The following is a 25,271-nucleotide window of genomic DNA, read 5'->3' on the forward strand; positions in this document are numbered from 1 at the left end:
TATGGAAAACGCTACTGATGTACTTTGGAAAATGGTTACGCACCGGCACCCTGCTGGTCGGTTTGAGTTTTTTACTGGGCGGCTGCGCCAGCGTCTCCCAAACTTCCACGCCGGCAACCCTGGATAAACTGCTGAGCGATCCGGCGCTGCAAGGTGCTACGGTCTCGCTGATGGTACGTGACGCCCGCACGGGCTCCACGCTGTATCAGCACAACCCACGCACCCGGTTGGTGCCCGCGTCCAACCTCAAGTTGTTGACCACGGCGGCGGCCATGGATGTGCTGGGGCCGCAATACCGCTTCGCCACCCAACTGCTGAGCAACGGCATACGCCAGGGCGACCGCCTGACCGGCAACCTGTACCTGCGTGGCCTGGGCGACCCGAGCATTCAGTTTGCCGACTACCAGGCGCTGGCCGCGCAGTTGGCCAGCCAGGGCGTACGCCAGGTACAGGGCGATCTGGTGTTCGACGACACCTGGTTCGATGCTGAGCGATTGGGGGTGGATTGGTCCCATGACGATGAAACCACCTACTACGGCGCGCAGATTTCGGCGCTGACTGTGGCACCCAATGCGGACTTTGATGCAGGCAGTGTGCTGGTCACGGCCAAGGCGCCGTTACGGGCCGGCACCCCGGTGAGTGTCGATATTTTCCCGCCTACTGATTACCTGCAACTGAGCAACCGTGCCATGAGCGGTCCGGGCAACAGTTATGGGATCAACCGTCGCCATGGCACCAACCTGTTGCAACTCAGTGGCGCAGTGGCGCCGGGAAAGCAGAGCCAGCAATTGGTCAGCGTCTGGGAGCCAACGCAACTGGTCGCGAATCTGTTTGAACAAGCCTTGGCGCAACAGGGCATCACCGTACTGGGGCGTCGGGTGATGGGCGGGGCAAGCCCGACGGCGGTAACGGTGCTGGCCGAGCACCAATCGGCGCCGTTACAGGGTTTGATCACGCCGTTGCTCAAGCTTTCGAACAACAACATGTCCGAAGCCTTGCTCAAGGCCATGGGGCGCCAGACCGCCAATAGCGGCACGGCAGCAGCGGGCGCCGTGGCGGTGGCCGGGTTCCTTAAGCGTCAGGGGCTGGACACCGCCACGTTCAACCAGGTCGACGGCTCCGGCCTGTCACGGCGCAACCTGGTGTCGTCGCAAACCCTCACCGACCTGTTGCTGGCCGCCAGCAAACAGCCGTGGTTCGACGCCTGGTACAACGCGCTGCCGATTGCCGGCAACACCGACCGCATGACCGGCGGCAGCCTGCGCTATCGTCTGCGCGACACGCAGGCGCAAAACAACCTGCACGCCAAGACCGGCTCCATGGGCGGCGTGTCGTCATTGAGTGGTTACATCACCGACGCCGGCGGGCGCAAGCTGGTGTTTTCGATGCTGACCAACAACTACGTGGTGGCCGGCGCCCAGGTCAAGGCGCTCGAGGATCACGTGGCAGTGGCGCTGGCGCGCAGCGACGAGTGATTCAGGGCTGATAGCCCATGCGCCAACTCACGGCCCGGGTCGCCGCCAGCAAGTGCTGCGCCGCCGGGCCATCTTCATCGGCATGGAACAGCGAGGTTGGGCCGACCACGGTCATCACCGCCGCCACGTGCCCGACCGCATTGAACACCGGCGCCGACAATGCATCCACGCCGGGCATCAGCAAGCCATGCACAAAGTGCAGGCCACGGCGGCGGATTTGCTCGCACACGCTGGCATAGGCCTGATCGTCCGCCAAGCTGTGGGCGGTGCCGGCCTGAACCTCGCGTTCGCGCAGTTCTACAGTTTCCCGTGACGGCAGATAAGCGCTGAACACCAGCCCGGTGGAAGAGCTGAGCAGCGGCAACACTGAGCCCAGTTGCGTCACCACGGTAACGGCGCGCACTGCCGGCTCGATCTGCACCACGGTCGCGCCCTGGTTGCCCCACACCGCCAGAAAGCAGGTTTCATTCAATTCATCGCGCAGCTCTGCCAGGGGCATGGCGCCGACTTTCAACACATCCATGCTGCCCAGCGCCGCCAGCCCCACTCGCAATGCCTCTCGGCCCAGGCCGTAATGGTTGGTGGCTGCGTTCTGTTCGGCAAAACCCGACGCGATCAGGGCCTGCAAATAGCGGTGCACCTTGCTCGCCGGCATCTGCACATGTTCGGCCAGGCGTGACAACGAGGTGGCCGGGGACAGTTCGGCCAGGGCCTTGAGGATATCGGTGCCGACTTCCGCCGAGCGGACTTTCTGTTTACCGGTGTCGCGAGGCTTTTCCATGGAAGGGCGAGAATCCGAGAGATGAATGGGCGTCTTTATAGCTTGACGGTCGATAGTGATCAAATTACGTTATGCGTAACTGGATTACGATAAATACAACTGACCCTCAGAGGACGATCCATGAACCTCGAATACCTGTCGGGCTTCGGCAATGAATTCGCCAGCGAAGCCTTGCCCGGCGCGCTGCCGGTTGGCCAGAACTCGCCGCAGAAAGCCCCTTACGGCCTCTACACCGAACTGTTTTCCGGCACCGCCTTCACCATGGCCCGCAGCGAAGCCCGTCGCACCTGGCTTTACCGCATCCAGCCGTCGGCCAACCACCCGGCATTCGTCAAGCTTGCGCGGCAATTGGCCGGTGGCCCGTTGGGCGCGGTCACGCCGAATCGCTTGCGTTGGAACCCGTTGGATATCCCGAGTGAGCCGACGGACTTTATCGACGGCCTGGTGGGCATGGTCGCCAATTCGGGGGCGGAAAAACCAGCGGGCATCAGCATCTATAATTACCGCGCCAACCGCTCCATGGAGCGCGTGTTCTTCAATGCCGACGGCGAACTGCTGATCGTCCCCGAGCAGGGCCGCCTGCGCATCGCCACCGAACTGGGCGTGCTGGATGTCGAGCCGCTGGAAATTGTCGTGCTGCCCCGTGGTCTCAAGTTCCGTATCGAGCTGCTGGATGCGCAAGCACGCGGTTACGTCGCCGAGAACCACGGCGCCCCGCTGCGTCTGCCTGACCTGGGGCCGATTGGTAGCAACGGCCTGGCCAACCCCCGCGACTTTCTTACGCCGGTGGCCCGCTACGAAGACCTCAAGCAACCGACTACGCTGGTACAGAAGTTCCTCGGCGAACTGTGGGCCTGCGAGCTGGACCATTCACCGCTCAACGTGGTCGCCTGGCACGGCAACAATGTGCCGTACAAATACGACCTGCGTCGCTTCAACACCATTGGCACGGTGAGTTTCGATCATCCGGACCCGTCGATCTTCACCGTGCTGACCTCGCCCACCAGCGTGCATGGCCTGGCCAACCTCGACTTCGTGATCTTCCCGCCGCGCTGGATGGTGGCCGAGAACACCTTCCGGCCGCCGTGGTTCCATCGCAACCTGATGAACGAATACATGGGCCTGATCCAGGGCGCCTACGACGCCAAGGCCGAAGGCTTCCTGCCGGGCGGCGCATCGCTGCACAGTTGCATGAGCGCCCACGGCCCGGATGGCGAGACCTGCACCAAGGCCATCAACGCGGACCTTGCGCCGCACAAGATCGATAACACCATGGCGTTCATGTTCGAGACCAGCCAAGTGCTGCGCCCGACCCAGTTCGCCCTGGAGTGCCCACAACTGCAACCTGCTTACGACGCGTGCTGGGCTGCGCTGCCCGCCACCTTCAACCCGAATCGGAGATAACCCATGACGCAACCAACGCAGACTCGCAGCTGGGTGGCCTCGGCCAACGGTCACGCGGATTTCCCCCTGCAAAACCTGCCCCTGGGCGTGTTCAGTATCAACGGCTCGGCACCGCGCAGTGGCGTGGCGATTGGCGATGCGATTCTCGACCTGCATGCCGCACTGGACGCGTTTGAGGGCGAAGCCCGACGCGCCGTCGAAGCCACTGCGGGCGGGCAGTTGAACGCGTTTTTCGAACTGGGCCGTGGCCCTCGCGTTGCCCTGCGCGAGCGCCTGCTGGAACTACTGGCCGAAGGCAGCGAGCTGCAAAACCGCGAAGCGCACGTGCTGCACCGTGCCGCCGATTGCCAGATGCACCTGCCGGCCAAGATCAATGACTACACCGACTTCTACGTCGGCATCGAGCACGCGCAAAACGTCGGCAAGTTGTTCCGCCCCGATAACCCGCTGTTGCCGAACTACAAATACGTGCCGATTGGTTACCATGGCCGTGCCTCGACCATTCGTCCCTCGGGTACAGAGGTGCGACGCCCTAAAGGCCAGACCCTGCCGGCCGGCCAGTCCGAACCGACCTTTGGCCCCTGCGCGCGCCTGGACTATGAGTTGGAGCTGGGCATCTGGATCGGCCAGGGCAATGCCATGGGCGATGCGATTGCCATTGGCGATGCCGCCGAGCATATCGCCGGTTTCTGCCTGCTCAACGACTGGTCGGCGCGGGATATCCAGGCCTGGGAGTACCAGCCGCTGGGGCCGTTCTTGTCGAAAAGCTTTATCACCAGCATCTCGCCGTGGGTGGTGACTGCCGAAGCCCTGGAGCCCTTCCGCAAAGCCCAGCCGCCGCGCCCTGAAGGTGATCCGCAACCGCTGCCTTACCTGTTGGATAAGCGTGATCAGAACGCGGGCGCCTTTGATATCGAACTGGAAGTGCTGCTCACCACGGCCTCGATGCGTGAGCAAAACCTGCCCGCCCATCGCTTGACCCTGAGCAACACCGAGCATATGTACTGGACCGTGGCGCAAATGGTGGCGCACCACAGCGTCAATGGCTGCCAGTTGCAGGCCGGCGACCTGTTTGGTTCGGGCACGTTGTCTGGCCCGCAGCCGGGGCAATTTGGCAGCCTGTTGGAGATTACCGAAGGCGGTAAAAAGCCGATTGAACTGGCTTCCGGCGAGGTGCGCAAATTCCTCGAGGATGGCGACGAAATCATTCTGCGTGCCCGTTGCAGCCGCGAGGGTTTTGCCTCCATCGGCTTCGGCGAATGCCGCGGTACCGTGGTCGCGGCGCGCTGAGAGGGCAGGGCCATGGAACTCTATACTTACTACCGTTCTACCGCGTCGTATCGAGTACGTATTGCCCTGGCCCTCAAAGGCCTGGATTTCACGGCGCTGCCGGTCAACCTGCTGGTGCCGGCAGGCGGCGCCAACCGCCAGCCTGAATACCTGGCGATCAACCCCCAAGGGCGGGTGCCGGCACTGCGTACTGATGAAGGGGCGTTGCTGATCCAGTCACAGGCGATCATTGAGTACCTGGAGGAGCGTTATCCCCAGGTGCCGTTGCTCTCCAAAGACCTGGTAGCGCGCGCTCATGAGCGGGCGGTGGCGTCGATCATCGCCTGTGATATCCACCCGTTGCATAACTCCAGCACCCAGAACTTGCTGCGCAAGTGGGGGCACGATGAGGCGCAATTGCTGGAGTGGATCGGACACTGGATCAGCCAGGGCCTGGGCGCGGTGGAGCAGTTGATTGGCGACACCGGGTTTTGCTTTGGCGAGCAGCCGGGCTTGGCCGATGCGTTTCTAATTCCACAGCTGTACGCGGCCGAGCGTTTCAAGGTGCCCTTGGCGGCGTACCCACGCATTGGGCGGGTGGCGGCATTGGCGGCCCAACATCCGGCCTTCGTGCAGGCCCACCCCGCCAGTCAGCCTGACACACCCTAGGCCCCCTGTGGGAGGGGGGGAAGCCCCAATGCCGTTCAGTTAAGCGAGCGCAATGCTCACAGCCATGAAGATCAAATGTGGGAGCTGGCTTGCCTGCGAAAGCGTTAGTGCAGTGGCAGATGCGGTGACTGTCACACCGCCTTCGCGGGCAAGCCCGCTCCCACAGGGGATTCGCGCTTAACTGACTGGCATTGGGGTAAACCCCTCCCACATTTGATCGCACCAACCTAATAAAAAATAAAGGTACCTTGCGATGCACAATCAGATTGCCAGCTTTCGTGCGGCACTCGACGCCCGTCCGGTGTCGCGCTACCAATGGTTGATTCTCCTGCTGCTGGCACTGCTACTGGTCACCGATGGCTACGACGCCCAGGTGTTGGGCTATGTAGTGCCGGCGCTGGCTCAGGACTGGGGCCTGGAAAAATCCGCGTTTGGCCCCGTGTTCAGCGCCAACCTGCTGGGCCTCACCCTCGGCTCGCTGTTGGTGACGCCGCTGGCGGATCGGTTTGGCGTGCGACGTATCCTGCTGGCATGCGTGCTGATCTACGCCAGCCTCACGGTATTGATGGTGTTCGCCAATTCCCTGACCACGTTGATGGCGGCGCGTTTTATCTGCGGCATCGGCATGGGCGGTGCGATGCCCAGTGCCATGGCGTTGATGTCAGAGTATTCGCCGCCACGCCTGCGCACCTTGATGGTGACCCTGGCCGCCTGTGGCTTTTCGTTCGGCGGCGCGGCGGGTGGCTTCGTGGCGGCGGGGTTTATCGACAGCTTTGGCTGGCAGGCGGTGTTCCTGGCCGGCGGTGTGACGCCGTTGCTGCTGTTCCCGTTCCTGGTGTGGCTGTTGCCCGAATCCTTGCCGCGCCTGTTGCGCGATGCGCCGCCCTATCTGCGTTTGCGCAGAGTCACGGCGCGGATGCTGCCCGACTGGCAGCCACCGCCCGCGACCGAAGCGGAAAACTTGAAGGAGCAAGGCAGCAAACTGACGGTAGTGGAGCTGTTTCGCAACGGCTACGCGCGCCCGACGCTGCTGATCTGGGCGACTTTTTTCGTCAGCCTGATCCTGCTGTATTTCATGATCAGTTGGTTGCCGTCGCTATTGCTCGAAAGCGGCCTGGCGTTGAACGAAGCCAACCTGGTCACCTCCATGTTCCTGTTCGCCGGCACCTTGGGCGCCATTCTCATGGCCTGGTTTGCCGACCGCCTGAAAAGCAAAGTACGGTTGCTGTCCGGCGTGCTGGCGGCGGCAGCGTTGTGCACCGTCCTGCTGGGCTTGAACCATGACAACCCACGCTACCTGGTGGCCTGCGTGTTCGCTGCCGGGTTCTGCATCATCGGCGGGCAACTGACCCTCAATGCCTTCGCGAGCAACTTCTACCCGGCGCACGTGCGCGCCACCGGCACAGGCTGGGCGTTGGGTGTGGGGCGATTCGGGTCGATTCTAGGGCCACTGTTTGGCAGCCTGTTGTTGGCGATGCATATACCGGTCGAGCAGATTTTCTTTTTTTGCGCGATTCCGGCGGTGATTGCAGCGTTGCTGATTATTCAAGTGCGGGCTCCTACAGTGGGGTCAGTGCACCACTGAGTTGGGCGGCAGATGCCCCAGCCGCTCGGTCAGGCGCAAGCGCTGGATCGGGTCGTCGCTGAGCAGCAGCGCGTGTTCCAGGTCGAAGCGTTCGGCGCTGGGGCAGTCCAGGCGTTGATACAGGCTGGCCCGCGCCAGGTAGTCGGAGGCGCTGGCGTTGCCCAGTTCCAGTACGCGCTCGGCGTCCACCAGGGCGGCCAACGGTTCGTCGTTGGCAAGGTAGAGTTGGCGCAGGTTGCGCGACAGCCGTTGCAGGATGGCCCGTGGCTCGGCGGTCAGCAGGTGGTCGGCCTGCAATTTCAGCTTCGACCCATATTGGCGCGCCAGCAACTCCCGGCAGTCGTTGGGGTACAGGCGCCGGCCGCCGCAAGGGTCCAACAGGTGATCGGCTCCCGGTACCCGCAGCAGGAAGTGCCCAGGGAAGTTCACGCCGACCATGGGGATATCCAGGCGCCGTGCCATCTCCAGTGCGATCAGGCCCATGGCCAAGGGTTGCCCGCGTTTGCGTTGCAGCACTTTGTCCAGCAGCGCGGCGGCGGGGCGCAACGGCGTATGGTCATCCTGGGCAAACCCCAGGTCATTCATGCGCCGCAGTAGCGGCTGGCCGAGTTCATCCGCCGGTAGCAAGGGCATGCCCAGGCTCACCTGTTGTTGTAGCGCACCAAGGTCGTGCAGGATCAACGCGGGCTGCACGCTGGCGTCATGCTCGGCAGCAATCCACAACGCGGCTTCAAACAGCGCGGGGGGTGAACGGTCCAGGCAGGCGAAAAAGGCTGTGCGGGGATTCATTGAGTTCTCCGGCGTATGCCCCCGTTTTAGCCTTGCTGCGAATTTTCGTCCAGCATCTTGAGAGATATCCCAAACTCTTATGTCGTAGATCCCACGAAAACGCGCGGCTTATTCCAGCGCAATCCAGCAGTTTTCTGCCGCAAGCCTATACTTGGCCCACTACCAGAAGTGATTCGGGAGCTCATTGATGTTTGCGCTCATGCACAGCACCCGCCTTGAATCGCTGCACCTGAGCGTTGATCCGGTGACCGGCTTGAAGGCGATCATCGCCATCCACAACAGTCGCCTGGGCCCAGCGTTGGGTGGCTGTCGTTACCTGGCTTACCCTAATGATGAAACCGCCGTGGCCGATGCCGCGCGCCTGGCGCAAGGCATGAGCTACAAAGCGGCACTGGCCGGGCTGCCGGTGGGCGGCGGCACGGCGGTGATCATCCGCCCCGTGCACGTGGAAAGCCGTGCGGCGCTGTTCGAGGCGTTTGGCCGTTGTGTGGAAAAACTCGACGGCCGCTTCATCACCTCGATCGACAGCGGTACCTCGGTTGCCGACATGGACTGCATCGCCCAGAACACTCGCTTTGTCACCAGCACCACCGCCGCCGGAGACCCTGCCCCTCATGCTGCCATGGGGGTGTTTGCCGGTATCCGCACTACCGCCATGGCGCGCCTGGGCAGCGACAACCTCGAGGGCCTGCGCGTCGCGGTGCAAGGCCTGGGGAATGTCGGTTATGCCCTGGCCGAACAATTGCACGCAGCCGGTGCCGAACTGCTGGTCAGCGATATCGACCACGGCAAGGTGCAACTGGCCATGGAGCAACTGGGCGCCCACCCGATTGCCAACGACGCCTTGCTCAGCACCCCCTGCGATATCCTCGCACCGTGCGGCGTCGGCGCCGTGTTCAACCGTAACAGCGTCGGCCAGTTGCGTTGCGCCGCCGTGGCGGGTGCGGCCAGCGCACAACTGACCAACCTGGACATCGCCGACCAATTGGAAGGCCGCGGCATCCTCTACGCGCCAGACTACGTGATCAACTCTGGCGGGCTGATCTACGTCGCCCTCAAACACGCCGGCACCGACCTGCCTGGCATCACCGCACACCTGTCGAACATCGGCAGCCGCCTGACCGAAATCTTTGCCCACGCCCAAGCCGAAAAACGCTCCCCCGCGCGGGTGGCCGATGAACTGGCCGAACGCTTGCTGTACAAATAGGCCAGGCATTAAAAAGGCCTTGAATCCATGATTCAGGGCCTGTTCAATTCGGGCTTTACTCTGCTGCCGGGTTCAGCAACTCGGACAGCGCGTCCGGTTGGCTCTTGAACGCCTTGGCAAATACATCACGGTTCTTCGCCATGTAAATCCCGGCTTCCTCCACCTGCTGCTCGCTCAACGACGGCACGGCTTTTTGCAACACCTCTGCCAGCAACTCAGCGAGTTCAAGCATCTTGTCATGACGGTCAGCTTCGGCTTTATCCATGAACAAACGCTCCAGATCTCGGCTGCTGCGGTATACCACTTCGACGGCCATTCACCACCTCACATGCCTTCACGATAGTTGTCTTTTGCGAATACTGTATTTATATACAGCGAAAAGGATAAGCCAAACGCTGGGGTTTGGGTAGTAGGTTTTTAATGTAGTTGGGAAATTGGGGTTTGCTACACCGGAAATTTCTGACAACTTGCCGGGGTTGCGCTGGAATTGTCCGGTGGCTTACCTTCTTCGGGCGCTGCATTTGCAGCGAGCGGGCTTGGCGGCCCACCAAGGAAGCGCAACGACCCCCTATGAGATTGCTGGGTTTTTACACGGCACTCTTGTTTTTATGGCGGGTTGCGCATGGACCCTTCGGGGTGCCGGGTTGTTCCTTACCGGTCCGCCAACCTTGTGCAATCCGTCACCCAATCTGCTTGGCGGCAGACGGTGATGGTTTCTTAACTAAGGAACTAGTCGATGAAGAAACACACACCCACCCCCCCGTCTACCGAGTCAGTGCTTTTCAGTGTCACTCCTGAAGCTGATACAGAAACCTTGCTGGCAAACGCCAGCGAAACCTTGAACAGCGCCCGTGAGATGGCCAGTACCCTGGCATTCGACCTTGATGGTCCACAGCGAAGCTTGGTCCTGGCGATTCATCAACTGATTGAAATGGGCGGTCTGCTGGTCGATCGAGCGCTGGAGCAAATTGCACCAGCTTGATGCCATGATCTGATCGTTCCCACGCCTGTGGGGACGGTCTAAAAAGTGATTGGTGAACACGGATTTTTTCTGTTACTCACTTCATCGCCGGGAGCACGACAGCGAAAACGCTAGCGACTAGACTCCTTTTACATCAACAACGGAGGCTTTTATGGACACTTCCTTTTCCTCAGGTATCCAAGCAGATATCGAAGAGCAGGCTGACAGCTACGACCGCTGGTTTCGCGCGAGAGTGCAGGCCGCTCTTGATGACCCAAGCCCTGGCATTCCTCACGACGAGGTGATGGCCGAGATGCAAGCGCTGATCGAATCTAAACTCAAGAAAGGCGATGCTGATTGAGTGGTCGCCCGCAGCGCGGGTAGAACTCCGGCAAATTATTGAGTACCTCAGTCATCGTAATCCTGTAGCAGCGCTTGAGCTTAAGCGATCAATCGAAGCTTCAGTGCTTGCCCTCTCGCGCAGACCCCATCTTTACCGCCCCGGCAGAATCGGCGGAACACGAGAGATGGTGGTACATCCGAATTATCTGGTTGTATACAAAGTGACAGACAATATTCGGATTCTCTCGGTTTTACACGCACGCCAGCGATATCCTTGAAGTTTTCGTTTTTCGGATGAGCAAAAGATCTACTCTGCTCATCCTCCTGCGTGCCTCATGCTAGCCAGTCATCATCTCATGCCTGCCCTCTGGCCTTGTTTCTGCATACAGAACAACCGTCACGTCCACCCCGCATTATCCGGTCGAGCCGACCTAAGGAAGCATCATCGTGAAAATCAATTGGGCCGAAAGGCTGCGTCAGCAAGTACATGGGCTGGCCGAGTCGTTGGGTAATCTGTTTGTCGAGTCGTTCCATTACCTGGCGCTGTTCGCCATTGGTGCGGTGACCGCCTGGGCAGCGGTGATGGAGTTCTTGGGGATGCTGGAGAATGGGCACATCAAGATCGATGACATCTTGCTGCTGTTCATCTACCTGGAATTGGGCGCCATGGTCGGGATTTACTTCAAGACCAACCACATGCCGGTGCGCTTCCTGATCTACGTGGCGATTACCGCGCTCACGCGTTTGCTGATCTCCAACGTGTCTCATCACAACCCGCCGGATCTGGGCATCATCTACCTGTGCGGCGGGATTCTACTGTTGGCGTTTGCGATCCTGGTGGTGCGCTACGCGTCGTCTGCCTTTCCTTCGGTGAAGGTCGAAAGCCCGCGTCGCAAGGGCGAGGCGAGCCTTGAGACCGAGAAAGGCGAGCTTTAAAGCCCCACGCTGAAGGGCAGGGTGCGGGCGGGCGGTCGCTGCAGGAGTTTGTGGCTGTCGCCGTCCGTCATCAGCTCCAGGATTTCCACGGCGCTGTGGCCCTGTTCGATGGCGATGCCGAACTGGATGCTTTGCACCAGGCGCCTGAGGCGCTGCGGGTCGTTGCGTTGTTCGGCGCTGATCATGCGCTTGGCCACTACGCCGGTCTCGTTCGAGAGGGTGAGCATGATGCTGCCGTCCAGCCGTTGAATGCTCAGGTTGACGCGGTATTGGGGGCTGAACGTGTCGGTGATGATCTGAAAAGGATTGTCCATGGTGCGTTACCGCCTGATAAGAACATGCAGTCATTGACGGCCGGTGTCGGGATTAGTTCGCATTGCCTGACCACTGGCCAAATTCCGTTTTCCTCAAAAGCTCTACAGCAAAGGCCGTGCCGTACAGCGATTTACCCGGCACAGAAATCCAAATGTGGGAGCGGGCTTGCCTGCGATTGCGGTGTATCAGCCAATCAATAGTTGGCTGAATGATCGCTATCGCGGGCAAGCCCGCTCCCACATTGGATGTATGTCGTGAGCTAATTCAGGGCATTACGGAAAAAACGATCGCAGACAGCGCAATCAGGCCGATGACCACCACAAATACATTCGATACCTGACCTGAATACTGGCGCAAAGATGGCACGCGGCGAATCGCGTACATCGGCATCAGGAACAGCAGGCACGCGATGATCGGTCCGCCCATGGTTTCGATCATGCCCAGGATGCTCGGGTTGAAGGTGGCCACGGCCCAGCACGTCAGCACCATGAACAACGCGGTGCAGCGTTCCAGCCATTTCGCCGACATCGAACGGTTGCGCCCGCGCAGGGATTTGACGATCAAGCCTTGGAAGCCTTCGCTGGCACCAATGTAGTGGCCCAGGAAGGATTTGGTGATCGCCACCAGCGCGATCAACGGTGCGGCGTAGGCAATCACCGGCGTCTGGAAGTGGTTGGCCAGGTACGACAGGATCGAGATGTTCTGCGCCTTGGCAGCGGCCAGGTCAGCCGGTGACAGCGCCAGCACGCAGCTGAAGCAGAAGAACATCACGGTCAGCACCATCATGCCGTGGGCGGTGGCCAGGATGCCGCTGCTTTTGCGCTCGGCCTGGGCGCCATAGACGCGTTTCTGGTCCACGGCAAAGGCGGAGATGATCGGCGAATGGTTGAACGAGAACACCATTACCGGGATCGCCAGCCACAGCGTCTTGAAGAACAGCGGCAACGGCATGCCTTCGCTGGCCGAGGCGAAGAACGCGCCGTTCCAGTTGGGAATCAGGCTGAACGCCAGCAGCAGCAAGGCGGCCACGAAGGGGTACACCAGCACGCTCATGGCCTTGACGATCACGCCCTGGCCGCAACGCACGATGGCCATCAGGCCGAGGATCAGCACCAGCGACAGAATCGCCCGTGGCGGCGGCGCCATGTGCAATTGGTGCTCCATGAAACTGCCGAGGGTGTTGGTCAGCGCCACGCTGTACACCAGCAGGATCGGGAAGATCGCAAAGAAATACAGCAGGGTGATCAGCTTGCCGGCGCCGACACCAAAGTGTTCCTCGACCACTTCGGTGATGTCGCCGGATTTGCCCGACAGCACAAAGCGCGTCAGCCCACGGTGGGCGAAGAAGGTCATCGGAAATGCCAGCAATGCCAGCACGATCAGCGGCCAGAAGCCGCCGACGCCGGCATTGATCGGCAGGAACAGGGTGCCCGCGCCGATGGCGGTGCCATAGAGGCCGAGCATCCAGGTGGTGTCGTGTTTGGTCCAGCCGGTGGTTACTGTGCTTTCTCTGACATCGGGATTTTCGGCAGCAGGTGTACGTACATCAGTCATCGGTATTGCCTCGTTATTATTTTTGCGCGGGCTCACGTTGGGGCGGGTAGCAGTGCTCCGATCAGCACTCCACCCAGCTGACCGCCAGGCCGCCCCGTGAAGTTTCTTTGTATTTGTCATGCATATCGGCGCCGGTATCGCGCATGGTGCGGATGACCCGGTCGAGGGAGATGAAGTGTTTGCCGTCGCCGCGCAGGGCCATCTGCGTGGCGTTGATCGCCTTGACCGCCGCAATGGCATTGCGCTCGATGCAGGGCACCTGTACCAGGCCACCGACCGGGTCGCAGGTCAGGCCGAGGTTGTGTTCCAGGCCGATTTCGGCGGCGTTTTCCAGTTGCTCCGGGGTGGCACCGAGGATATCGGCCAGGCCGGCAGCGGCCATGGCACAGGCCGAACCCACTTCGCCCTGGCAGCCGACTTCGGCGCCGGAGATGGAAGCGTTTTTCTTGCAGAGGATGCCGATGGCAGCGGCGGCCAGGAAGAAATTGACCACGTCGTCGTCAGACGCGTCGGCGTTGAATTTCATGTAGTAATGCAGCACTGCCGGGATAATTCCGGCCGCGCCATTGGTCGGGGCGGTGACCATGCGTCCGCCGGCGGCGTTTTCTTCGTTGACGGCGAGGGCGAACAGGTTGACCCATTCCATCGCCGACAAGGTCGAGGTGATCACGTTGGGCTTGCCGATTTCCAACAGGCTGCGGTGCAGCTTCGCGGCGCGACGGGGTACATCCAGGCCACCGGGCAGGATGCCTTCATCGCGCAGGCCCTGTTCCACGCACTCGCGCATCACCGACCAGATATGCAGCAGGCCGCTGCGGATTTCTTCGTCGCTGCGCCACGCCCGTTCGTTGGCCATCATCAGTTCGGATACCCGCAGGCCGTGCTTGTTGCACAAGGCCAACAGTTCTACGGCACTGGAAAAGTCGTAGGGCAATTGCACGTCGCTGGTCGGCGCAATGCCTGATGCAGCTTCGGCGGCTTCGATGATGAAACCACCGCCCACCGAGTAATAGGTTTGTTCGCTCAGCAGGCCGCTGTCGCCATAGGCGTGCAAGGACATGGCGTTGGGGTGGTACGGCAGGCTTTCGTCCAGCAGCAGCAAGTCGGTGTGCCAGTTGAAAGCAATTGCCTGAGAGCCCGCCAGCAGCAATTGGCCGGACTCGCGCAGTTGCTGGATACGCGCATTGATCGAGGTGGGGTCGACGCGGTCTGGCCATTCACCCATCAAGCCCATGACACAGGCGCGGTCGGTGGCATGGCCGACACCGGTAGCGGACAGCGAGCCATACAGGCGCACTTCGACGCGACGGGTTTGGCTGAGCACATGCTGGTCGGTCAGGGCTTGGGCGAACGTCGCGGCAGCGCGCATCGGGCCGACGGTGTGGGAACTGGATGGGCCGATGCCCACCTTGAATAGATCGAAAACACTGATAGCCATGCTAAAGCCTTACAAGCAATGGAGTAGAAATCGCTGCCATGTTTTGTAGAGCAGGCGGAATTGGCGCGATACTGAGCCTCTGGCTCGGCACTGACCAACGAATTATCCTAAGACACCCTTTAGCAGGACTAAACGCTATGACTCGCCCCCTCCACGGCCAGACCTATGTCTGGTTGCATGTGTTTTCCTGCGCCGCACGGCATCTGTCGTTCACCCGCTGCGCCGAAGAACTGCACATCACGCCCGGAGCGGTGAGCCAGCAAATTCGCCAACTGGAGGAGCGCCTGGGCTTTCGACTGTTTCATCGGCGTGCGCGAGGCGTTGAACTCAGCGCCGAGGGGCAGCGCCTGGCGGCCGTGGTGGGGGAGGCTTATGGCAGCATTGATGCCGAACTGCAGCGCCTGGACGCCGGGATGATCAGCGGCACCTTGCGCCTGCGTTCGATCCCCTCGTTTCTGGGCAAGTGGCTGACCCCGCGTCTGCCACGTTTTCAGCAGCGTTTTCCGGACATTCAACTGCGCATGGTCGCCGAAGACAGCAGCATCGCCCTGCATGAAGGCGACTTCGACCTGGCCATCGACCTGAACGACGGCAGCTACCCTGGGTTGTTATCCACAGCCCTGTTGGATGAACAGATATTCCCGGTGTGCGCCCCCAGCCTGTTGCGTGGCCGCCCGCCCTTGCATGGCCCGGCGGATTTGGCGCATTTCCCGCTGCTGCACGACATCACGGCCTGGCGTGGGAGTTATGAATATGCCGAGTGGGAGTTTTACCTCAATGCCATCGGCTACCACGGTGCCGACGTACGGCGCGGGCACACCTTCAACCGCAACCACTTGACCATCGAAGCCGCCATTGCCGGCATGGGCGTAGCGATTGCGCGGCGCACCTTGCTGAACGATGAGCTGGAGCGCGGCACCCTGATCGTGCCGTTCGGCCTGGCGGTGCCCAACCATAAACGCTATGTACTGCTGTATGCGCCGGGCGCGTTGAACCATCCGGGCGTGCGTGCGGTGCATGATTGGCTGGTGGAGGAAGCGGGGATTTTTCGCAGCTTGCACCCGTTGGGAGAGGAGCAATTGTGAGGAAAACAGGACGTAAGAAGTTGTAACTAACTCCCCACCCTACCAGCGTTTTTGCTCGTCGTCAGGGTTAATTTGTAATGTAGGATTTATCTTTGCAAAGGGGTTGAAATGTTTCAGCAGGTGCTCAATTGTGTAATCAAGAGGTCATGGTTTCACCACCCCGGTGTTGCAGTTTGTGACCTCTGGCGAGCTAGCTGAAATAAGGGAAGAACTATGCAAATCCAAGTCAATAGCGATAACCATATTGAAAGCAGCATCCGACTGGAGGAGTGGGTACGTACTACCATTGAGAGCACGCTCGAACGCTACGAAGAAGACCTGACCCGTGTAGAGGTCTACCTGCGAGACGAGAACGGCGACAAGCCCGGCCCTCACGATTTGAGTTGCCGTCTGGAAGCACGGCCAAAGGGCCATCAACCAGTTTCCGTGTGCCATAAAGCCGATACGCTGGAGCAAGCGATCGATGGCGCCGCAGTCAAGCTCGACCACGCACTGGAACATCTGTTTGGCAAACTGCAAGGCAAGCCGCGCGCTGCCGGTAAAAACCAGCCAATCAACAAAGTGAACGAAGACGCTTTGGAAGAGGAATTCCTGGAAAACGAAAACGCTGCTATTAACGGCTGATTGTTTTTTTATTCCCCCCACTGAAAACGGGCCTGCACATGCAGGCCCGTTTTTCGTTCAGCGCTCACGCCGGAAGAAATGCCGGCTCAGCATCGCCAGCCCGCAGGCGCCCAACCCCGCAAACAACATGGCCCAGCCGGCGCCGCTGCGCAGCGCTGTTTGCGCATCCTGAACGGTCAGCCCCGGCGCATCCAGCTTGCCGGCGGCAATATGCTGGCTGAGTCTTGTCCACTCCAGTGTTGTGCTGTCAGGCAGCACGTGGGCCAGGTTGTGGCTGATCCCCAATAACAGCACCAGGCCCATCAGCGCGATATTGAGCGCGAGGGTGATCAGCCGTGCGCTGAAGTCGATGCCCGAGGCCATGCCTGCGCGGTCATTCGAGACGGAGCCGGTGGTGGTGTTGGTGGTCGGCGAATTGGTCAACGCCAGCCCGATACCGGCGATCACGCAACTGAGCAGCACCAGCGCGGTGCTGGGTTGTCCGGCGTAATTAACGGCGGCCATCCCCATGAATCCTGCGCCCATTGTCCCCAGGCCCAGGGGAATGATGCGTTCGGCGCCAAAGCGCAGGGCCAGGCGTTCGGCCAGCGGCGGCACCAGCAAAGTGGGCAAGGTGTAGGCGAGCAAGGCGGCGCCGGTGGTCAGCGTGTCGTAACCCAGGCCTGCCTGGAAGTACAACGGCAGGTAAATCATGAACGGCCAGAAGCTGAAGTTCATGCCGATCGAGCCCATCAACGCGCCATTGAAGCGTTGGATGCGGAACACCGAGAAGTCGAACATCGGATGGGCGCTGCGCCGCTCAATCAAGATAAACAGCAGCAGCCCGAAGACCGCCAGGCCGGCCCAGCCGAGCATCGCCGGCGCGCCAAAGCCGATTTCGCTGCCCTGGGTGATGAAATAAACCAGCGCAAACACCGTGAGTGTCATGGTCAGCATGCCGGCGATGTCGAGGCGATGGTTGGCCGGGTCGCGGGATTCCTGCACGCTGATGTGCAACAACGCCAAGGTGAACAGGGTCAGCGGTACATGCACCAGGAACACCCAGCGCCAGTCCGCCACGGCCAGGATCAAGGCTCCCACCATCGGTCCGAAACCCAGGCCCACGCCAGCGATCACGCCCCATATCGCAAAGGCCCGCGCACGCGTTGCCGGTTCGCGGAACTGATGGGACAAGATCGCGAACTGGCAAATCATCATAGCCCCGGCCCCAATGCCCTGGACGAACCGCGCCGCGATCAGTGTCGGCGCATCGTTGGCCAAGCCACAGGCCAGTGAGGCCAGGGCGAATACCCACAGACACACCACCAGCACACGCCGACGACCGAAGCGATCCGCCAGGGTCCCCGCCGCCATCAGCACGCTGGTGCAGGCCAGGGTGTAGGCATTCATGATCCATTGGGCGTCTTGAAAGCCCGTGCCCAGTTCCTGTTCCAGCGTCGGCAGGATGACCGGCACGCTGGAGATTTCCAGGCCGAACATCAGGGCCACCAGGCAGACGGCGGTGAGGGCCAGGCCGTTCCTGGCGGTGCGCGGGGGAGTGAGGGCCGAGAGTGCGGCGGCGCGGGACATACGACATTCCTTTCGAAAGCGGGAGGGGCTATTCTCTCGGGAATCAGGTTCTTTATTGGCGATAACTTTTCCTTAGACAAGGGAATACAAGGCGACAATTAAGCATGGCTACCCCACGTTTTGATGGTGTCGAACTCTTTCTGCAGATTGTTGAACGCGGCAACCTCACCGAAGCCGCCGAGCGCCTGAACCTCACGCGTTCAGCGGTGGGCAAGGGCCTGGCGCGCCTGGAAGCACGCCTGGGCACTTGCCTGTTACAGCGTTCTACCCGGCGCCAGCGGTTGACCGAGGACGGGCAGGCGTACTACGAGCATTGCCTGCGCGCATTGGCAGAGCTGGAGGCCGCCGAGTCCGTGCTGGAAAGCGGCCGCCAGCAACCCCGCGGGCGTTTGCGAGTGAGCGTGCCCCTGGCGTTTGGTCATCACTATGCCGCGCCAGCGTTGTGGGCTTTGCTGGATCGTTATCCGGAACTGGAAATCGACCTTTGTTTTTCCGACCGCATGATCGACTTGGTGCAGGAAGGCTTCGATATGGCCGTGCGCATCGGCCCGTTGCCGGACACCGACCGCCTGAGTGCCCGCCGCCTGGGTCAGCAGGCCATGGGGCTGGCGGCGTCACCGGCGTATTTGCAGCGCAAGGGTGCCATTGACAGTATCGACGACCTGGCCGCTCATCGTGGCATTGCCTACCGCAGCAACACCGCGCAGCGCTCGCGCCTGGCTTCGCCCTTGATCGTGGACGACCTCCAGGCGGTAGCCGATGCCGCTATCGCGGGCGTAGGCCTGGCCTGGTTGCCGAGTTGGTTGATTGCCCACTATGCGCTGCGCGGGCAGTTGCAGGCCGTGCTGCCCAGCTACCGTGAGCAACCTGCGCCGATCCATGTGATCTGGCCGACGGCGGCGCATATGCCGGCCAAGACGCGGTGTGCCATTGACGCGCTGGTGGCCGCCACCCCGAGTTGCCTGGCGGGTAGCTAGCCCCATTCAATCCTAAACACACCGACAATCAACTGTGGGAGGCGTTGCAGTCTGCAGATTGCAGTCAGAACGCGATAGAGGTTTGCACATACACCGTGCGCGGCTCACCCACGTACTTGCCCTTGTTGTTGTCGTCGAACGAGCGGGTGTAGTACTGCTTGTTGAAGATGTTCTTCACCCCCACCGCCACATTCAGATCCGACAACTGCGGGCCGAAGTCATAGGCTGCGCGGCTGCTGAACAGCATGTAGCCGGGGATGCGTCCATTGGCACCGTCGGCGCTTTCGGCCTGGGTGTTGGCGTTGTCGGCGAACTGGCTGCTCTGGTAGTTGCTGTCCACATTCAGCTTCCACGGGCCTTCGGTGTAACCCACGCCCAGGGTGCCTTTGTGCTTGGAGGAGAAGGGCACGCGGTTGCCTTTGTTCGGGCCGTCTTCGCGGATGGTCGCATCCACATAGGCGTAGGTGGCGTACACATCAAACCCTGCCAGCGCCGGGCTCAGGCCGTCGAGGGCGTAGTTGATGCTCGACTCGATGCCTTGGTGGCGAGTTTCACCGCGGGCGATCACGGTGTCGTTGGTCTGGTTGCTGTCGTACTGGTTGTCGAAGTTAATCAGGAACGCACCGATTTCCGCGCGCAGGTTGCCATTGTCATAGCGCGTGCCGAGTTCCCAGGTGCGGGCTTTTTCCGGTTTCACTTCGCCACTGTTCACACGGTTTGGCATCTGGCTGTACTGCACGCTGCCGAACGAGCCTTCGGTGTTGGCGTACAGGTTCCAGTCGTCGGTGAGGTGGTAAAGCACATTCAGCGCCGGCAGGGCAGTGTTGTAGTCGCCCTTGTATTTGACGTTGCTCAGGTTGTTGGTCTGCTGGGACTCGATCATCTCGTAGCGAATGCCAGGGGTGAGGGTCCACTTGCCGATGTCGATGCGGTCGTCGATGAAGAACGCATTGGCTTCGGTGCCGCCGCGCGTATCGCGGTCGTTGCGGCTGTTGGTGGTGGGGATTTGCTGGTTGGCGGCAATCGGCGTGCGGTAGCGCAGTTCGTGGCCGGCTTCATTGATGTAGCGGTAGCCCACACCCACTTCATGGCTGGTGGGGCCGAGATCGAAGCCCTGGGCGAAGCGCGTTTCCAGGCCGCGTACCCAATATTCCCGTGGCGACAGCGACAGGAAGCTGCCTTGGTCCAGGTAGCCGCTGCGCAGGGTCTTGGTGAAGAAACTGTTGACCGTGAATTCGCGGCGGTCCTGCTCGTAGCGGTAGCCGACGTTGAACATCGTGCGGCGGCCCCAGAACTTGTCATACGGGCGGGTGGACTGGTACGGATCAGCCTTGTAGTCCTTGACGTTCAAACCGCCCGGCATGTCGGCCTGGCCTTCGTAGTACTGTGCCATGGCGTTGAAGCTGTTGGCGTCGTCCAGTTGGTATTTGCCCTTGAGGATCAGGTCATCGATGCGCGTGTTGCTGTTTTCGCGCCAGTCGCCGCCGCGGGTGCCGGAGTACAGCAGCGCGCCCCCCAAGCCATTGTCGGCAGTGCCGCCGGCCAGCAAGTTGCCGGTGGTCTTGAAGCCGTCGTGGCTGGAGGAGGGGCTGGTCTCGGTCTGCAAACCGCCCTTGACCGTCGGCGCATCCGGGATGGCACGGGTGACGAAGTTGACGATGCCACCGACGTTTTGCGGGCCATAGCGCACCGCACCGCCGCCGCGTACCACATCCACCGCGTCCATATTGCCCATGCTGATCGGCGCAAAGGAGAGTTGCGGCTGGCCGTAAGGCGCGAAGGGCACCGGGATGCCATCCATCAGCACGGTGGAGCGCGACGCCAGGCGCGGGTTGAGCCCGCGAATGCCGAAGTTCAGCGCCATGTCGTGGCTACCGGTGCCGTTGTTGTCCGGGGCGTTGACGCCGGGGATGCGGTTGAGCACATCGCGAGCCTGAGTGGCGCCCTGGCGTTCGAATTCTTCGCGGCGGATCACATCACGGGCGCCGGGGTGCTCGAACACGTTGGTTTGCGCCGCGTCACCGAGCCAGTCGCCGACCACGTTGGAGGTCTGCAGCTCCAGGGTCGCAGGGGCGCCAGCCGGTTGCAGGCTGTAGGCGTTGTCACCCTCGGCGCGGGCTTGCAGGCCGGTGCCTTCCAGTAGTTTTTGCAAGCCCTCGGCAGCGCTGTAGCTGCCCGACAACCCAGCGCTTTGCATCCCGGCCGTCACGGCGGAACCGAAGGACACCAACACGCCGGCTTCGCGACCGAATTGATTCAGGGCCGCTTCCAGGGTAGTAGGTGCGATGTGGTACGCCTTGGCGTCGGCTGCCATCACCGCCGGCAGTGTGGTCAGGCTGAGGCTGGCACCGAGCAGGAGTTGGCGCAGTGTACGGGCGAGAAGCGTCGGGTGCTGGGGCATGAAGGGCGGTCCTGAGAAGGAAGGATCAAGGTGGCTTTCCTTCTCTGTCACGCCAGGTGCGGAAAACGGCTCACACAAAAGTAAAATAAATTCAGACCCGTGCCTGCACGGTCACCCAATAACGCGTAAAGCGCCGCACTTTCACCGGCAGGCTGATTTCCAGTAGGTCGAGGATGCGTTCGCTGTCGTCCAGCGGGTAGCTGCCGGACAGCAGCAGGTTGGCGACGTGTGGATCGCACTGGAGCTGGCCGCGACGGTAGCGTCCCAGTTCATTGAGGAAGTCTTCGAGGCGCATGTGTGCGGCCACCAGCATGCCGTCGGCCCAGGCGCCGCTGTTGGCGTCGGTGGGGCGTGGGGTGTCCCAGCCTTTGCGGGTGAAATTGACCTGCTGCGCGGCATCGACCCTCAGCGCCAAGCCGTTGTAGCGGTTGGGCATCACCTCGACCTGGCCGGCCAGTACCGCCAGTTGGGTGTGGTCGTTGAACTGGCGCACAGTCAAGCGCGCCGCCTGGCTGCTGAGCAGGCCCTGGCCGGTCAGCACGTGCAACGGCGTCTGGCCTGCACGGGCGGTGAGCAGGATTTCACCTTCAAGCAAGCGCACCAGGCGCTGTTGGCCGTCGAAATGCACATCCACCGCGCTGCCGGTGTTGAGCTGCAACTGGCTGCCGTCGGCCAGTTGTACTGTGCGGCGCTGGCCCACCGGGCTGCGATAGTCAGCCGTCAGCGGCGGCAGGATATGTTGCTGGCGCAGGCTCCAGGCGGCGGCCGAACCGGCACCCACAATCAACAGTAATTTAAGCGCCTGACGCCGGCTGCGGGAGGTAGGCGCGTTCAACGCCGCGTGGGCCAGGGGGGGGGGCACGCCGCGCAGGCGTTGGTTGACGCTCTGGATCTGCTCCCACGCGCGTTGGTGTTCGCTGTGGGCATTCAACCATTGCTGCCAGGCCGCCTGCTGGCGTGGGTTGAGCGTGCCTTGCTGCATTTCCAGCAACCAGTGCACGGCTTGTTCGGCGACTTGGCTGGAGACATTCATAGGGCGAAGTAGCAGCGCATGGCCGCTTTGGTCAGGTGGCGTTTGACGGTGGCGATGGAGATGCCCAGTTGCGCGCCGATTTGCGCGTAGGTCAGGCCGTCGAGTTGGGCCAGCAGGAAAGCGCGTTTGACCTGCTTGGGCAAGCCGTCGAGCAGTTGGTCCAGTTCCAGCAGGGTTTGCAGGATGATTGCGCGGTCTTCTTCCGACGGTGCCACGTGTTCGGGCATCTGAGCCAAGGCCTCGAGGTAGGCGCGCTCCAGGTCCTGGCGGCGGTAGAAGTTGAACAGCACGCGCTTGGCCACGGTGGTGAGGAAGGCGCGCGGCTCGATCAGCGTTGGCGCTTCCCGGGCACTGAGCACGCGGATAAAGGTGTCCTGAGCCAGGTCGGCGGCGTTTTCCGGGCAGCCGAGCTTGCGTCGCAACCAGCCGGTGAGCCAGTGGTGATGGTCGTTGTACAACACTTCGACGGGGTTGGACGGCTGCAACGCGATCACTCCGCAAGCATTCGACATGCTTTAGAGAACAAGAATTGTTCGCATTGTAGGGCGCATGACAAGGTTCGGCAATCGGCCAAGGCAGGTGATTCATCCGTTCTCTTTTGCTTATGAGAATATTTATCATTAATATTGCGCGCTGATGAACCAGGCGCCTGCCGCATGAAAAGCAAAACCTCATTGCCCGTTTCCTACCGCCTCGCCGTCACCTCGCGCGTGCTGGCGGCGGTGATTGGCGGTTATCTGATGGCCTCCCTGGCCGCCATCTGCCTGGCGCTCTGGCTGCCCACCTCCCGTGCCGATGCGGTGGTCACCGGCATGATGAGTTCCTTTGTGTTCTACCTGCTGGCGGTGCTCTGGTGTTTTGCCTGCCGCACGGCATGGCGCGCCTGGGCAGGGGTGATGGTGCCGAGCGCACTCTTGGCCACCCTGGCCGGCATTGGTTTCTGGATGGCTCGCACATGAAAGAGGGCTTTCGCCAGGCCATGGCCTGGCTGCACACCTGGGCAGGCTTGATCTTCGGCTGGCTGCTGTTCGCGATTTTCCTGACCGGCACCCTGGCCTATTTCAAAGATGAAATAACCCATTGGATGCAGCCAGAAGTGCAGGCCCATCCCCTGGACGATGGGCGCAGCCTCGCCGTCGCGCAAAACTACCTGCAACAGCAGGCGCCTACCGCCGCACGCTGGTTCATTACCTTGCCGAACCGCCGCGACCCCGGTTTGTCGGTGATGTGGCAAGACAAGCTCGAACCCGGCAAGCGCGGTACCTTCATCCAGAAAGTCCTCGACCCCGTCACCGGCCAACCGGTGCAGGCCCGCGAAAGCAAGGGCGGCGAGTTCTTCTATCGTTTCCACTTCCAACTGCAAATGCCTTACCCGTGGGGCCGCTGGCTGTCGACCATCGCCGCCATGGTGATGTTCGTCGCGCTGATCACCGGCATCATCACCCACAAGAAAATCTTCAAGGACTTCTTCACCTTCCGCCCGCGCAAAGGCCAGCGCTCCTGGCTGGACGGGCACAACGCGGTGGGTGTGTTGGTGCTGCCGTTTCACCTGATGATCACCTACAGCAGCCTGGTGATTTTCATGAGCATGGTCATGCCTGCGCCCATCGTGGCGTCCTACGGCGACGACAGCCGGGCGTTTTTCAGTGAGCTGTTCCCCGCTACCGACAATGCGCCGGCCCTCGGCCAGCCGGGCAAACTGCTGCCGTTGATGCCGATGTACCAGCAGGCGCGGGAACAGTGGGAGGGCGGGCATGTGGGGCGTGTGGCGGTCAACAACCCCGGCGATGTCAGCGCGTCGGTCAACGTGTCGCGCGCTGGCTCCGACAGCGTGGTGCATGCCTCCGGCAGTACGTTGTCGTTCAACGGCACCACCGGCGAGCTGTTGCGAGGCAGTGCCGAGCCGTCATTGGCGACGGCCATCGGTGGCAGTTTCTATGGTTTGCACATGGGCCATTTCGCCGGCCCGGTGCTGCGCTGGCTTTACTTTATCTGCGGCTTGGCGGGTACGGCGATGATCGGCACAGGCTTGGTGATCTGGCTGGGCAAGCGCCAGCTCAAGCATGCCAAGGCCTCGGTGATGCCCTTTGAACTGCGGTTGGTGGAAGTGCTGAATATTGCCAGCATGTCTGGCTTGATGATCGCCATCGCGGCGTTTTTCTGGGCTAACCGCCTGCTGCCGGTGAGCTTCACCGCGCGTTCCGACTGGGAAGTGCAGGCGTTCTTTATCGCCTGGGCCCTGAGCCTGTTGCACGCCTTGCTGCGGCGCGGTCGCCAGGGCTGGGTCGAGCAACTGAGCTTCGGCGCGCTGTTGTTTGCCGCCATTCCATTGCTCAACGCCATCACCACCTCGCATCACTTGGGTGTCTCTGTGCCAAGCGGCGACTGGGCGATGGCCGGCTTCGACCTCACCTGCCTGGCCAGTGGCGCGTTCCTCGCCTGGGCAGCCTGGAAGATGCACCACCGCAGCGCGCCGCTACCCAAGGCTGAGCGTGCCCGCGGGTTAACACTCAAGCAGCAGGCCAACTGATGCTTCTGGCGCTTTTGATGTGCTACGCCGGGTTCATGGCACTGTGCTTGTCCACCGACCGTCACCACGGCGAATTGCTGCACAGCAAACCCACAGCCATTCGGCGCCTGGGGTTGCGGGTGGGCGGTTGGTTGTTGCTGGGCGTGTCGATCTGGCCGTCGGTGCTGGGCGCCGGTTGGAGTCAGGGCCTGGTGGAGTGGTGCGCAGTGTTGATGCTCAGCGCCTTGCTGCTGGTGTTGCTGTTGCCGTATCGGCCAAGGCTGGCCTTGATCCTGGCGGGGCTCGCCCTGTTGGCCAGCCCTGTTGCGGCGTTCGCCCTCTCTTGAG

26 protein-coding genes are annotated in these 25,271 nt (G+C 61.5%); 16 read left to right on the plus strand and 10 right to left on the minus strand.

Features of this window, described 5'->3' with window-relative positions; genetic code table 11:
* Positions 1 to 17: 17 nt before the first annotated feature.
* Positions 18 to 1,475 carry a D-alanyl-D-alanine carboxypeptidase/D-alanyl-D-alanine-endopeptidase gene (gene dacB, locus RHM69_RS27035; protein WP_200599138.1) on the plus strand — a complete coding sequence of 486 codons (1,458 nt, stop codon included), beginning with the start codon at positions 18 to 20 and terminating at the stop codon, positions 1,473 to 1,475.
* Position 1,476: 1 nt separating this feature from the next.
* Here dacB and RHM69_RS27040 read toward each other — a convergent pair whose 3' ends face one another.
* Positions 1,477 to 2,256 (minus strand): IclR family transcriptional regulator, encoded by a 780-nt coding sequence (locus RHM69_RS27040; RefSeq protein WP_014717042.1) that lies wholly within the window; start codon positions 2,254 to 2,256, stop codon positions 1,477 to 1,479.
* A 120-nt stretch (positions 2,257 to 2,376) separates the two neighbouring features.
* Here RHM69_RS27040 and hmgA point away from each other — a divergent pair, with 120 nt between their 5' ends.
* From hmgA to RHM69_RS27060, 4 genes are all read left to right on the plus strand, one after another.
* A complete protein-coding gene (gene hmgA, locus RHM69_RS27045) occupies positions 2,377 to 3,660 on the plus strand; it encodes a homogentisate 1,2-dioxygenase (RefSeq protein WP_020301221.1) in 1,284 nt (427 codons plus the stop codon).
* Between the two features lie 3 nt (positions 3,661 to 3,663).
* Positions 3,664 to 4,950, plus strand: a complete 1,287-nt coding sequence (fahA, locus tag RHM69_RS27050) for a fumarylacetoacetase (RefSeq protein WP_102666716.1) — start codon at positions 3,664 to 3,666, stop codon at positions 4,948 to 4,950.
* A 12-nt stretch (positions 4,951 to 4,962) separates the two neighbouring features.
* Positions 4,963 to 5,598 carry a maleylacetoacetate isomerase gene (gene maiA / locus RHM69_RS27055; protein WP_032903326.1) on the plus strand — a complete coding sequence of 212 codons (636 nt, stop codon included), beginning with the start codon at positions 4,963 to 4,965 and terminating at the stop codon, positions 5,596 to 5,598.
* Between the two features lie 253 nt (positions 5,599 to 5,851).
* Positions 5,852 to 7,183, plus strand: a complete 1,332-nt coding sequence (locus tag RHM69_RS27060) for an MFS transporter (RefSeq protein WP_014717046.1) — start codon at positions 5,852 to 5,854, stop codon at positions 7,181 to 7,183.
* On the opposite strand, the gene RHM69_RS27065 is transcribed toward RHM69_RS27060, so the two are convergent.
* Positions 7,169 to 7,972 (minus strand): SirB1 family protein, encoded by an 804-nt coding sequence (locus RHM69_RS27065; protein WP_020301219.1) that lies wholly within the window; start codon positions 7,970 to 7,972, stop codon positions 7,169 to 7,171. The two genes, RHM69_RS27060 and RHM69_RS27065, sit on opposite strands and share 15 nt — an antisense overlap.
* A gap of 187 nt (positions 7,973 to 8,159) precedes the next feature.
* Between RHM69_RS27065 and RHM69_RS27070 the strand changes: the two genes are divergently transcribed.
* Positions 8,160 to 9,179, plus strand: coding sequence for a Glu/Leu/Phe/Val dehydrogenase family protein (locus RHM69_RS27070; RefSeq protein WP_014717048.1), 1,020 nt, complete (start codon positions 8,160 to 8,162; stop codon positions 9,177 to 9,179).
* A 55-nt stretch (positions 9,180 to 9,234) separates the two neighbouring features.
* Here RHM69_RS27070 and RHM69_RS27075 read toward each other — a convergent pair whose 3' ends face one another.
* The gene (locus tag RHM69_RS27075) at positions 9,235 to 9,495 is read right to left on the minus strand and encodes a YebG family protein (protein ID WP_003188807.1); all 261 of its coding nucleotides are present in this window, start codon (positions 9,493 to 9,495) and stop codon (positions 9,235 to 9,237) included.
* 420 nt (positions 9,496 to 9,915) lie between these two features.
* Between RHM69_RS27075 and RHM69_RS27080 the strand changes: the two genes are divergently transcribed.
* The 4 genes from RHM69_RS27080 to RHM69_RS27095 all read left to right on the plus strand — a co-directional run bounded on the left by RHM69_RS27080 (position 9,916) and on the right by RHM69_RS27095 (position 11,418).
* The gene (locus tag RHM69_RS27080; protein WP_014717049.1) at positions 9,916 to 10,161 is read left to right on the plus strand and encodes a DUF6124 family protein; all 246 of its coding nucleotides are present in this window, start codon (positions 9,916 to 9,918) and stop codon (positions 10,159 to 10,161) included.
* A 151-nt stretch (positions 10,162 to 10,312) separates the two neighbouring features.
* Positions 10,313 to 10,501 (plus strand): hypothetical protein, encoded by a 189-nt coding sequence (locus RHM69_RS27085; RefSeq protein ID WP_014717050.1) that lies wholly within the window; start codon positions 10,313 to 10,315, stop codon positions 10,499 to 10,501.
* Positions 10,491 to 10,760, plus strand: a complete 270-nt coding sequence (locus RHM69_RS27090; RefSeq protein WP_081088256.1) for a type II toxin-antitoxin system RelE/ParE family toxin — start codon at positions 10,491 to 10,493, stop codon at positions 10,758 to 10,760. Before RHM69_RS27085 ends, RHM69_RS27090 begins: the two co-directional genes overlap by 11 nt.
* Before the next feature lie 169 nt (positions 10,761 to 10,929).
* Positions 10,930 to 11,418: a phosphate-starvation-inducible protein PsiE gene (locus tag RHM69_RS27095; protein ID WP_014717052.1), complete on the plus strand. Its 489-nt coding sequence runs from the start codon at positions 10,930 to 10,932 to the stop codon at positions 11,416 to 11,418.
* Here the strand turns inward: RHM69_RS27095 and RHM69_RS27100 are convergent.
* The 3 genes from RHM69_RS27100 to RHM69_RS27110 all read right to left on the minus strand — a co-directional run bounded on the left by RHM69_RS27100 (position 11,415) and on the right by RHM69_RS27110 (position 14,725).
* Complete coding sequence (locus tag RHM69_RS27100; protein WP_014717053.1) at positions 11,415 to 11,732, minus strand: DUF3509 domain-containing protein; 318 nt, start codon at positions 11,730 to 11,732, stop codon at positions 11,415 to 11,417. The two genes, RHM69_RS27095 and RHM69_RS27100, sit on opposite strands and share 4 nt — an antisense overlap.
* Before the next feature lie 265 nt (positions 11,733 to 11,997).
* On the minus strand, positions 11,998 to 13,287 hold the full coding sequence (locus RHM69_RS27105) for a serine/threonine transporter (RefSeq protein ID WP_014717054.1): 1,290 nt from the start codon (positions 13,285 to 13,287) through the stop codon (positions 11,998 to 12,000).
* 61 nt (positions 13,288 to 13,348) lie between these two features.
* Positions 13,349 to 14,725, minus strand: coding sequence for an L-serine ammonia-lyase (locus RHM69_RS27110; protein WP_014717055.1), 1,377 nt, complete (start codon positions 14,723 to 14,725; stop codon positions 13,349 to 13,351).
* A 137-nt stretch (positions 14,726 to 14,862) separates the two neighbouring features.
* On the opposite strand from RHM69_RS27110, the gene RHM69_RS27115 reads away from it, so the two are divergent.
* Positions 14,863 to 15,810, plus strand: coding sequence for a LysR substrate-binding domain-containing protein (locus tag RHM69_RS27115; RefSeq protein WP_014717056.1), 948 nt, complete (start codon positions 14,863 to 14,865; stop codon positions 15,808 to 15,810).
* Positions 15,811 to 16,023: 213 nt separating this feature from the next.
* On the plus strand, positions 16,024 to 16,434 hold the full coding sequence (locus RHM69_RS27120; RefSeq protein WP_003188815.1) for an HPF/RaiA family ribosome-associated protein: 411 nt from the start codon (positions 16,024 to 16,026) through the stop codon (positions 16,432 to 16,434).
* A 57-nt stretch (positions 16,435 to 16,491) separates the two neighbouring features.
* On the opposite strand, the gene RHM69_RS27125 is transcribed toward RHM69_RS27120, so the two are convergent.
* Entirely contained in the window at positions 16,492 to 18,003 is a 1,512-nt protein-coding gene (locus RHM69_RS27125) for an MFS transporter (protein ID WP_014717057.1), read from the minus strand.
* 104 nt (positions 18,004 to 18,107) lie between these two features.
* On the opposite strand from RHM69_RS27125, the gene RHM69_RS27130 reads away from it, so the two are divergent.
* A complete protein-coding gene (locus RHM69_RS27130) occupies positions 18,108 to 18,980 on the plus strand; it encodes a LysR family transcriptional regulator (RefSeq protein WP_014717058.1) in 873 nt (290 codons plus the stop codon).
* A gap of 64 nt (positions 18,981 to 19,044) precedes the next feature.
* Here RHM69_RS27130 and fecA read toward each other — a convergent pair whose 3' ends face one another.
* The 3 genes from fecA to RHM69_RS27145 form a co-directional block, all read right to left on the minus strand.
* Positions 19,045 to 21,381 (minus strand): TonB-dependent Fe(3+) dicitrate receptor FecA, encoded by a 2,337-nt coding sequence (fecA, locus tag RHM69_RS27135; RefSeq protein ID WP_191949108.1) that lies wholly within the window; start codon positions 21,379 to 21,381, stop codon positions 19,045 to 19,047.
* A 91-nt stretch (positions 21,382 to 21,472) separates the two neighbouring features.
* Positions 21,473 to 22,414 carry a FecR domain-containing protein gene (locus RHM69_RS27140; RefSeq protein ID WP_014717060.1) on the minus strand — a complete coding sequence of 314 codons (942 nt, stop codon included), beginning with the start codon at positions 22,412 to 22,414 and terminating at the stop codon, positions 21,473 to 21,475.
* Positions 22,411 to 22,899 carry a sigma-70 family RNA polymerase sigma factor gene (locus RHM69_RS27145; RefSeq protein WP_014717061.1) on the minus strand — a complete coding sequence of 163 codons (489 nt, stop codon included), beginning with the start codon at positions 22,897 to 22,899 and terminating at the stop codon, positions 22,411 to 22,413. Before RHM69_RS27145 ends, RHM69_RS27140 begins: the two co-directional genes overlap by 4 nt.
* A 171-nt stretch (positions 22,900 to 23,070) precedes the next feature.
* Here RHM69_RS27145 and RHM69_RS27150 point away from each other — a divergent pair, with 171 nt between their 5' ends.
* Genes RHM69_RS27150 through RHM69_RS27160 form a run of 3 tightly spaced genes read left to right on the plus strand, consistent with a single transcriptional unit; the run spans position 23,071 to position 25,270 of the window.
* Positions 23,071 to 23,373, plus strand: coding sequence for a DUF3649 domain-containing protein (locus tag RHM69_RS27150; protein ID WP_014717062.1), 303 nt, complete (start codon positions 23,071 to 23,073; stop codon positions 23,371 to 23,373).
* Positions 23,370 to 24,944 (plus strand): PepSY-associated TM helix domain-containing protein, encoded by a 1,575-nt coding sequence (locus RHM69_RS27155; RefSeq protein WP_200599139.1) that lies wholly within the window; start codon positions 23,370 to 23,372, stop codon positions 24,942 to 24,944. The genes RHM69_RS27150 and RHM69_RS27155 overlap by 4 nt, the downstream gene beginning before the upstream one ends.
* Positions 24,944 to 25,270 carry a DUF3325 domain-containing protein gene (locus tag RHM69_RS27160; protein WP_019817655.1) on the plus strand — a complete coding sequence of 109 codons (327 nt, stop codon included), beginning with the start codon at positions 24,944 to 24,946 and terminating at the stop codon, positions 25,268 to 25,270. The genes RHM69_RS27155 and RHM69_RS27160 overlap by 1 nt, the downstream gene beginning before the upstream one ends.
* Position 25,271 lies beyond the last annotated feature (1 nt).

The sequence above is a fragment of the Pseudomonas sp. CCI1.1 genome, assembly GCF_034348165.1.
Classification (GTDB): Bacteria; Pseudomonadota; Gammaproteobacteria; order Pseudomonadales; family Pseudomonadaceae; genus Aquipseudomonas; species Aquipseudomonas paracarnis.